The sequence below is a fragment of the Acinetobacter sp. TY1 genome (genome assembly GCF_048551395.1).
Classification (GTDB): domain Bacteria; phylum Pseudomonadota; class Gammaproteobacteria; order Pseudomonadales; family Moraxellaceae; genus Acinetobacter.
The window spans coordinates 1-8,110 of the sequence record NZ_JBLYZK010000050.1 but is presented as its reverse complement, the minus strand read 5'-3'; the positions used below and the strand labels follow the sequence as shown (position 1 = coordinate 8,110).

Sequence of the window (8,110 nt, the reverse complement as noted above, 5' to 3'; positions counted from 1 at the left end):
CGGGAATAGCTCAGTTGGTAGAGCATAACCTTGCCAAGGTTGGGGTCGAGAGTTCGAGTCTCTTTTCCCGCTCCAAAATTTTTTTATCTGGTTTTTTATTTAAAAAATTGGGTAGACACCGCGGGAATAGCTCAGTTGGTAGAGCATAACCTTGCCAAGGTTGGGGTCGAGAGTTCGAGTCTCTTTTCCCGCTCCAAAATTTTTTCATCTAGTTTTTTATTTAAAAAATTGGGTAGACTCCGCGGGAATAGCTCAGTTGGTAGAGCATAACCTTGCCAAGGTTGGGGTCGAGAGTTCGAGTCTCTTTTTCCGCTCCAAATTCAAAAAAGCCCTGATCGAAAGATTGGGGCTTTTTTATTATTGATTTTTAAAAGTATTTTATTTATTGCAACTCAGCCATCGGATCTATTGTGATGATTTCTCATGACCGCATCTTTTGGCTTTGTGACCAAGATGTGACCAAAATGTGCCCATTTTTTATAAATGATCTTAAATGACCTTAAATTTTCTTAAACTATTTACAAAATATTCTGTCATTTCCTTTCACTTTCTTAAAGTCTATTTCTAAGCAAAAAATTGTGACCAAGGCCATTTTTTGTGACCATTTGTGACCAAATTACTATTCAACACCATGATTATTAATAATTTTTTCAAAAACAAATAAATCTCCGACTTGGATATCTAAATGCTCACAAATACGATCAATGGTATCTAAGTCGATTCGGGTCAACTCTCCATTATAAAGTTTATGCAAAGTCGTTTTATTAATTCCAGTACCACGAATTAAATCAGCAACCCGCATTTTTCTTTCTGCCAATAAAATTGGTAATTTACAAATAACCATTAAAAATTCCACTAATACGATGAAAATTTAATTGTATTCAATTAAATTTAAGGTTATTTTACGTCTATGGATGAATAATTACTTACATCCAATGAATTCTTACAGGAATACAATTATGACATATACCTACCTTACCGCCCAACAACTGGCTGAAAAAATTCAGTACGACGCTCGTACTATTCGCAACCAACTTAAAGATAGTGTCTTCATTGAGGGTGTTCATTACATTCGCCCATTCGGTGGCCGTAAAATTCTTTTTGTTTGGGAACGTATCGAAACTGAAATGCTTAAGTTTACTGGTTTAAGCATGGAAGCGTTGCAATAGGAGTTTAATGTATGGCGACTATTCGTGAAAGAAGTGGAAAGCTCATTGCTGACTTCCGTTATATGGGAATGCGTTGCAGAGAAACCACAACGCTTGAAGATAACGCATATAACCGACGTATTTTAAAAAAACGTCTTGAACAGCTTGAGGCTGAGATTGTTTTGGGAACTTTTGAGTACGAAAAGTACTTTCCAAAAAGTAAACGTCTTGAGGAGTTTAAAGAGAAAAGAAGTCAGCAAATTGCTGTGCAAACCAATGTTCCATTATTCAAAGATTATGCGCACATTTGGTTCAATCAAAGACAAATAGAATGGAGAGGTTCTTATCAGGAGAAAATTAAAATCGTCATGAAAAAATATTTGATTCCTGCTTTTGGAAATCAAGTAATGACGAAAATTAAAAAATCAGACTTGCTGAATTTTCGTGCCTCCCTCGCCAAAGTGACACACGGAAATGATCAGACAAGTCTGAAAGCATCGCGGATTAATCAAATCATGACGCCTTTACGTATGATACTCAATGATGCGGCTGAACGATACGAGTTTGAGTCGCCTTATAAAAATATTAACAATCTGAAGGAAAGTAAGATTGAAGTTACTCCCTTTTCTCTGGAAGAGGTACATAAAATTCTCACAATGGTACGTGATGATTTTAAACCTTATTACACTATTCGCTTTTTCACAGGTATGCGTACTAGTGAAATCGATGGTCTTCAATGGAAAAATATCGACTTACAGCGTCGTGAAATACATATTAGAGAAGCACTGGTAAATGGTGTTTTGGGTGGAACCAAAACTTATGGCTCTGACCGCACCATCCAAATGAATGATCGGGTCTATCAAGCTTTTCTACAGCAGAAAAGCTTAAATAATGGTAAATCCAGTTTTGTTTTCTACAATCGTGATGGCGGGCCTCTAGATTATCGTCTGGTGAATAAACGTGTCTGGCATCCGATCTTGCGCTTTCTAGGATTAAAGCCTAGAAGAGCCTATCAAACACGCCATACCGCTGCAACATTATGGTTATCTGCAGGCGAGAACCCGGAATGGATCGCACGCCAGCTGGGACATTCAACCACTGAAATGCTGTTCCGGGTCTATAGCCGCTACATTCCGAATGTTACGCGTCGCGATGGTAGTGCTTTTGAAGCCATGCTGGAGAGACTGAATACAGAGGAGCTTGCCCATGAACAGTAAAGCTTTCTTTGGCGGCGTAGTCGTTAGCCCAGAAGCAGATATGGTCGCGCGTGAACTCATTCATGAGTTACACATTCCTAAACTGCACAATCTGGCCTTTTTGCTGGAAATCAATAAATGCTTCGATGATCACCAGGCTTTAAGGCTTTGGCTACAACGACTGCTGGATGATGGGCAAGCCCATTACGATGATTTAGCCCGCCAGGCCCGCATCCGGTTAATGAGCCTAGTTCCCTAATCAAACAAATATACAAGGTCATCTAATTGATGACCTTAGCCCTTCTATACCTATAAAAAGGTGAAAATATGCATAAAGATATTTCAATTTGGATGCCACTCTATATTGGCGACTTACAGGCAAAATTCGCACGAATGACTGCAGAACAAATTGGTGCAGCACTGCTGTTAATGATGGATTTCTGGAAAAATGGTGCTATTCCTCACGACCTAGCTACGGTATGTAGCATCACAAAATTATCCCAAAATACCAAGGCTAAAACCTTGTTGAATACGCTGTTGGCCCTAGAATTGTTTGAAATCGAATCTGAGCAGATTCATTCAAATTTTTTAACCAGTTTAAAAAGCCAGGCATTGCAAAATCAGCAAATGAAATCTGATAAAGCTAAAAATGCAGCTCAAGCACGTTGGGGGAAATCCGCCAGTAATGCTCAAGCATCTAACAAGCAAGTGCAAAAAAATGCTCAAGCATCCTCTGAGGATACCCCGAGCATTGCTCCGACCAAGCTCAAGCCATGCCCTTCATCTTCATCTTCATCTTCATCTTCATCTTCAAATTTTGAAGAAAAAAATGAGAATTTTTTAGAAAATTCCAAATGGATTTAGGAGAATAATCATGAATACCATGCTTAAAACGCTCCAGTTTCGCACAGAAACAACGGAAACACTTTGCCCTACCCATCATATACCCCTGATGGAAATCGCTGGTCACAAGCTATGTAAATTGTGTGCCAAAGAAACCGTCCATCACTCACATGCAGCCTATGCAGATGAGTTGCAACAGCGATTGCTACAACAGAAAATCAAAAACTCAGGGCTCAATAAACGCTACCTGGATCGTGGCTTCAAGAATTATGTAGTTGCATGTCCTGCACAAGACAATGCCATCAAACTATGTCAGGCTTTTGCACAGCAGATTATTTCTGACCATTATCCAAACCTACTGCTCATTGGTACACCGGGTACAGGAAAGACTCATCTGAGTGCGTCAATCATTCGCAACATTCTGCATAACAGTACAAAATCTGCACGCTACTATACCAGCGCAGAAATTGCTCAAAAAATGATGGATACCTGGTCAGATGCTTCACGCTCTGAGAAAGAAGTCATCGACCATTTCTCCAGTTTTGATTTATTGGTGATTGATGAATATGGCCTGCATGACCGGCATGAAAAACGCCTGGAGATGGTGCATAAGGTCTTATATAGCCGTTATGACAACATGAAATCTACCCTTCTGATTTCCAATTTCACAGTCCAAAATATGCAGCGAGATTTAGGTATCCGATTATGGTCACGATTACATGAAAACAATTTGATTGTAGTACCGTGTTATTGGGATGATCAGCGGATAACCAAATAATACGACTCTTTACTTAAGCCAATTATCTCGCTGAAATAATTGGCTTTTATAATTAGATTTTTCAAAATTGCATTAATTGCATATTCTTATTAAATGGACAGATATTCTTATTTGAAGCTAAACACCCGTTCTTATTTGGTGGTGTTTCAAAAAGTATGCTGAAAAAAACAATATGGCTTTTGATAAAATAGAGGTATGAAAATAACGCTACAAATCAAATGTCCTACCTGTCTAAGTAACAATATAAAGAGAAATGGCATCAAAGTAGATGGGAAACAAAACCATCAATGCAAAGATTGCAAACGTCAGTTTATTGGTGCTCATGCATTAAGCTATCAAGGGTGTAACTCAGGTATTACCGGCAAGATATTACATTTAATGATCAGAGGAAGCGGTGTAAGAGATATTGCTGAAGTCGAGCGTATCAGCATTGGCAAGGTATTACGAACCTTAAGTGAATCGATCTATCAGATTCAGCCTAAACAAAGCCACTACGAATGTCTTGAAGTCGATGAACTTTGGACTTTTGTAGGGAATAAGAAAAATAAACAATGGCTTATTTATGCCTACCATCGAGAATCTGGAGAAATTGTTGCTTATGTTTGGGGTAAGCGGGATTTAGCAACGGTTCAACGTCTTAAAGCTAGACTTAAAAAGCTTGGGGTTCAATATGCTCGAATTGCGAGTGATCATTGGGATAGTTTTATTACAGCATTTCAATGTTGCAAGCAAGTGATCGGTAAGTTTTTTACCGTCGGTATTGAAGGTAACAATTGTAGAATTCGTCATCGAATCAGGCGTGGATTTAGGAGAAGTTGCAACTTTTCTAAAAAGCTCGAAAATCATTTTAAAGCCTTTGATTTGACTTTCTTTTACCTTAATAACGGATTTGTTTAACGCCAGCATACTTTTTGAAACACCACCTAGTGATTTATTTCGTCATCTTCAAGTTGGTCAAACTGAATGTCGTAAACGACGTATTTGGGTTGGTCGAGTGAAACTGTATATTAGTGCGCTACGATTAGAAGATGGAGAACTTTTACTTGTTGTTTCTCCTATGTTGAATGCTTCAGCTATTCGTGATTATGCATTACGCTGGGAAATCGAAACCTTATTTAGTTGTCTCAAAGGACGTGGATTCAATCTTGAAAATACTCGTTTAACAGACCCTAGACGAGTCAAGAAATTGATAGCAGTGCTAGCTATCGGTTTCTGTTGGTGCTATTTAACAGGTGAATGGCAACATGATCGAAAAAAAGCGATAAAAATAAAGAAGCATGGACGACTTTCAGTAAGTTTATTTCGCTACGGTTTGGACCATGTTCAAATGGCTATTCTACGTTTGATTGGTTTTGGGAAAAAAGAAGAATTTAAGAAAGTGCTAGCAATTTTAAGAAAGAAAAAGCCTGATAGGACAAGGGCCCTATGAAATTTGTCGTGTACAGAGTTAAAATTGTTACAAAGCCGCATTTTATATACATTTTTAAATTATCAACTTTATTTAAAATATGAGTGCAGTTATTTTGATCAATAAAATTAGTTTGGGGGTTAGTCGTTATGTTGAGTCGCTTTTTAGTTATTTGCCTGAGTAGTATGTATATTTTTTCGACTTATACTCTTGCAGCTGAACCACAAAAATCACTTCCTCCTACCACTAACAATCTAAACAATTTAGCACTGTTAAACCAAGCCGACACATGGTCTTTAGATAATCTAAATAAAGCGGAGTGGTCGGACAATCTTGAAAAAGGCTATCTTCCTGTTTACGCAAAGTTACAAGTGCTGTTGAGTCGCCATTACTCATCCTCAGGTGCAATTGATGGCATATTGGGCCTAAATACTGTGAAAGCCATTTCCGCTTTTCAGATTATGAAGGGTTTAAGTGGTGACGGAATCTTAGACGCAAATACTTGGCAGCTTTTAAATGAAGATACAACTCAACCGACGTTTATTAAGTACACCATTACCACACAAGACTTAAAAGTTCCTTATGCTCAATCGATCCCTGTAGATTATGCTGAACAATCAAGAATGAAGGGCTTGTATTACACTCGTGTGACCGAAATGCTCGGTGAAAAATTCCATATGGATGAATTGTTTCTACAAAAAATTAATTCAGGCGCAAATTTTAATAAAGTCGGTGAAAAGATTATTGTCGCAAATGTAATAAATGTTTTGCCAAATAATGTGCAAAGCATTATTGCACACAAAGGTTCTAAACAATTATATTTGCTTAATCGACAAAATAAGATCATTGCATCTTTTCCTGCAACGATCGGGAGCGAAGATAATCCCTCACCCACTGGCACGCATGCCATCGGCAGTATCGTGTTCAATCCACATTATAGTTATAACCCTAAGAATTTTATTCAAGGCAAAAATCTTAAGCCCTTAAGCCTCCCCCCAGGACCCAACAACCCTGTAGGAAATATTTGGATTGGTTTATCTCGACCTTCTTTTGGGATTCATGGTACGCCAAATCCCGCCTTAATTTCTAAAACAGCATCGCATGGTTGTATCCGATTGACTAATTGGGATGCTAATAACTTAGCTAAAGTCCTCCATAAGGGGTTAACTGTAATTTTCTTGGAATGAAAAAATTTACCTCGCTATTTGAAAAATCAAAATTTAGCAATCAAGCGCTTGCGTTCTCAAGCTCAATTCCTCTTGTCTCTTCCCACAAAGCCAAGATTTCGCTAGGCGTATACTTTTCCCACTTTTCATAGTTGCCAATAATTGGGCACTAACAAACAGCTCAATCTCGGAATACGTCCAATTTCCAGGAAGATTCCTCGGATACTTAGGTTTTTCATCTTTATGGTCTAAATAATCTAAATAAGTCGATATTTTCTTAGCAAAAACAGTATCTTTAATAAACCTAGCGTTTTCATCACCCGATAGCTCTAAGGTGCGTAACCGATCACCTACAAATTTCGACTGATACCAAAACAAGCTCAAAATATGCTGTAAATCATATTTAAGAAGCATCCGCATTAAATCCAATTCCAAAGCATTATTTTTCTTTACAGGGATTTTTTGTATTGGCGAACAAAATCAAGCAAGGCATACACTTCATTTAATCTTTTATTTTTTATATATTTTTCAATTTCCTTGAAGTCTTTGATATAAACTTTTGAACCCATAATTTCCTCATACAGCCCAAAGGTCCACTGCTCTAGGTAATCGTAGCATTCAGGAATCACAAGATTTATGTCTGCCTTAAAATTTAAGGCTAAGTAAGTTTGAATTTCATGCGTTATATTTTCATTCAAATATTGTCTACAATCTGAATGTAGCTGGCGCAAATCAGCTTGTTTTTGTATAAATTCGTCAAATTCATTTGTTTTAAAAAGATAGCCTTTTTCAAATATTCTTTTTACAAGATCACCAGCACCATTGGCTTCGAGTTCAACAAATGAACGCCACTCATGTTGTGGCAAAACATTGTCTGTGCCAATCTTAATTTTGCTGAGCATAACATACAGAACTATTTTTTCTAAGTAACTGAGCTGCTGCTTCGGTGAATCTATTGGCTCATCTGACAATGTTGGAATACACAATTTAAACTCATTGAGATATTTGTTCATGTAATTTTGTACAGAGCGTCTACGGCAGTCATAGCATTCTAATTCTCTCTTGTAATTCTTCCAATCTTTAAAGCCTATGTCTTTACGTATAAAAATTTCATAATCGAAATAGCACTTTTTGCAGTTTTTTATTCCCGTATATTTTAAATGTCCACTGTGTTTAACGATTCTTTCCAATTTTGCAGATGAACTAATATCATATTTTTCCACTAATTTTTTTACAGAATAAGTGAACTGGTGCTTTTCAATTTCATTAAATTGCCAATAGTCTTGTAATAATTCTAAATTAAAATCTTCATATTCAGGATTCATCACAAGTTCATATTGTCCTTGGCTTTGTTGCACAAATAGACGAAAGGGGCTTTGTTGCACAAAGATTTGAAATGCAAAGCGCCCCTAATTGATCCAAATTTAAGGCATAACTTGGGTAAGTGATCGACCTAATTCCGTAAATCTGTTGAGGACTGTTACACGTGCATGAATCTCATTCACTTGGCTATCAAAACTCCTTGCACTGAGTTTATCTCCTAATAATTTGATGCAATGCATCTTAGTTTC

At 37.3% G+C, this 8,110-nt stretch carries 10 protein-coding genes, 2 tRNA genes and 2 pseudogenes; 10 read left to right on the top strand and 4 right to left on the bottom strand.

Features of this window, described 5'->3' with window-relative positions; all coding sequences use genetic code 11:
- Positions 1-120 precede the first annotated feature (120 nt).
- Positions 121-196, top strand: a tRNA-Gly gene (locus tag ACK2M2_RS15920).
- Between the two features lie 45 nt (positions 197-241).
- Positions 242-317: transfer RNA gene (locus tag ACK2M2_RS15915), tRNA-Gly, on the top strand.
- Between the two features lie 302 nt (positions 318-619).
- On the opposite strand, the gene ACK2M2_RS15910 is transcribed toward ACK2M2_RS15915, so the two are convergent.
- A complete protein-coding gene (locus ACK2M2_RS15910) occupies positions 620-844 on the bottom strand; it encodes a helix-turn-helix domain-containing protein (protein WP_004732662.1) in 225 nt (74 codons plus the stop codon).
- 115 nt (positions 845-959) lie between these two features.
- On the opposite strand from ACK2M2_RS15910, the gene ACK2M2_RS15905 reads away from it, so the two are divergent.
- The 8 genes and pseudogenes from ACK2M2_RS15905 (at position 960) to ACK2M2_RS15870 (ending at position 6,560) form a co-directional block, all read left to right on the top strand.
- Positions 960-1,169 (top strand): hypothetical protein, encoded by a 210-nt coding sequence (locus tag ACK2M2_RS15905; RefSeq protein ID WP_004732663.1) that lies wholly within the window; start codon positions 960-962, stop codon positions 1,167-1,169.
- Between the two features lie 11 nt (positions 1,170-1,180).
- A complete protein-coding gene (locus tag ACK2M2_RS15900; RefSeq protein WP_419349836.1) occupies positions 1,181-2,365 on the top strand; it encodes an Arm DNA-binding domain-containing protein in 1,185 nt (394 codons plus the stop codon).
- Positions 2,355-2,603, top strand: coding sequence for a hypothetical protein (locus ACK2M2_RS15895; RefSeq protein WP_004668074.1), 249 nt, complete (start codon positions 2,355-2,357; stop codon positions 2,601-2,603). Before ACK2M2_RS15900 ends, ACK2M2_RS15895 begins: the two co-directional genes overlap by 11 nt.
- A 68-nt stretch (positions 2,604-2,671) precedes the next feature.
- On the top strand, positions 2,672-3,208 hold the full coding sequence (locus ACK2M2_RS15890; RefSeq protein ID WP_419349835.1) for a DUF1376 domain-containing protein: 537 nt from the start codon (positions 2,672-2,674) through the stop codon (positions 3,206-3,208).
- A 10-nt stretch (positions 3,209-3,218) separates the two neighbouring features.
- Positions 3,219-3,965 carry an ATP-binding protein gene (locus ACK2M2_RS15885; RefSeq protein WP_337971638.1) on the top strand — a complete coding sequence of 249 codons (747 nt, stop codon included), beginning with the start codon at positions 3,219-3,221 and terminating at the stop codon, positions 3,963-3,965.
- Between the two features lie 195 nt (positions 3,966-4,160).
- A complete protein-coding gene (locus ACK2M2_RS15880) occupies positions 4,161-4,862 on the top strand; it encodes an IS1 family transposase (protein WP_005401920.1) in 702 nt (233 codons plus the stop codon).
- A gap of 28 nt (positions 4,863-4,890) precedes the next feature.
- Positions 4,891-5,394: pseudogene (locus ACK2M2_RS15875) on the top strand (IS4-like element ISAba33 family transposase); the annotation flags it as partial.
- A 128-nt stretch (positions 5,395-5,522) separates the two neighbouring features.
- Positions 5,523-6,560, top strand: a complete 1,038-nt coding sequence (locus ACK2M2_RS15870) for a L,D-transpeptidase family protein (RefSeq protein WP_005249581.1) — start codon at positions 5,523-5,525, stop codon at positions 6,558-6,560.
- A 33-nt stretch (positions 6,561-6,593) separates the two neighbouring features.
- Here the strand turns inward: ACK2M2_RS15870 and ACK2M2_RS15865 are convergent, their stop codons facing one another.
- From ACK2M2_RS15865 to ACK2M2_RS15855, 3 genes and pseudogenes are all read right to left on the bottom strand, one after another.
- Positions 6,594-6,953 carry a hypothetical protein gene (locus ACK2M2_RS15865; protein WP_228129607.1) on the bottom strand — a complete coding sequence of 120 codons (360 nt, stop codon included), beginning with the start codon at positions 6,951-6,953 and terminating at the stop codon, positions 6,594-6,596.
- A 35-nt stretch (positions 6,954-6,988) separates the two neighbouring features.
- Positions 6,989-7,864 carry a hypothetical protein gene (locus tag ACK2M2_RS15860; protein WP_025468557.1) on the bottom strand — a complete coding sequence of 292 codons (876 nt, stop codon included), beginning with the start codon at positions 7,862-7,864 and terminating at the stop codon, positions 6,989-6,991.
- 99 nt (positions 7,865-7,963) lie between these two features.
- A pseudogene (locus ACK2M2_RS15855) lies at positions 7,964-8,110 on the bottom strand (IS5/IS1182 family transposase); the annotation flags it as partial.

Bases quoted from the DNA above. Each gene is read 5' to 3' on its own strand.
- ACK2M2_RS15870 (WP_005249581.1), top strand. From the start codon at position 5,523: ATGTTGAGTCGCTTTTTAGTTATTTGCCTGAGTAGTATGTATATTTTT.
- ACK2M2_RS15865 (WP_228129607.1), bottom strand. From the start codon at position 6,953: ATGCTTCTTAAATATGATTTACAGCATATTTTGAGCTTGTTTTGGTAT.
- ACK2M2_RS15910 (WP_004732662.1), bottom strand. From the start codon at position 844: ATGGTTATTTGTAAATTACCAATTTTATTGGCAGAAAGAAAAATGCGG.
- ACK2M2_RS15885 (WP_337971638.1), top strand. From the start codon at position 3,219: ATGAATACCATGCTTAAAACGCTCCAGTTTCGCACAGAAACAACGGAA.
- ACK2M2_RS15895 (WP_004668074.1), top strand. From the start codon at position 2,355: ATGAACAGTAAAGCTTTCTTTGGCGGCGTAGTCGTTAGCCCAGAAGCA.
- ACK2M2_RS15905 (WP_004732663.1), top strand. From the start codon at position 960: ATGACATATACCTACCTTACCGCCCAACAACTGGCTGAAAAAATTCAG.
- ACK2M2_RS15900 (WP_419349836.1), top strand. From the start codon at position 1,181: ATGGCGACTATTCGTGAAAGAAGTGGAAAGCTCATTGCTGACTTCCGT.
- ACK2M2_RS15880 (WP_005401920.1), top strand. From the start codon at position 4,161: ATGAAAATAACGCTACAAATCAAATGTCCTACCTGTCTAAGTAACAAT.
- ACK2M2_RS15890 (WP_419349835.1), top strand. From the start codon at position 2,672: ATGCATAAAGATATTTCAATTTGGATGCCACTCTATATTGGCGACTTA.
- ACK2M2_RS15860 (WP_025468557.1), bottom strand. From the start codon at position 7,864: ATGAATCCTGAATATGAAGATTTTAATTTAGAATTATTACAAGACTAT.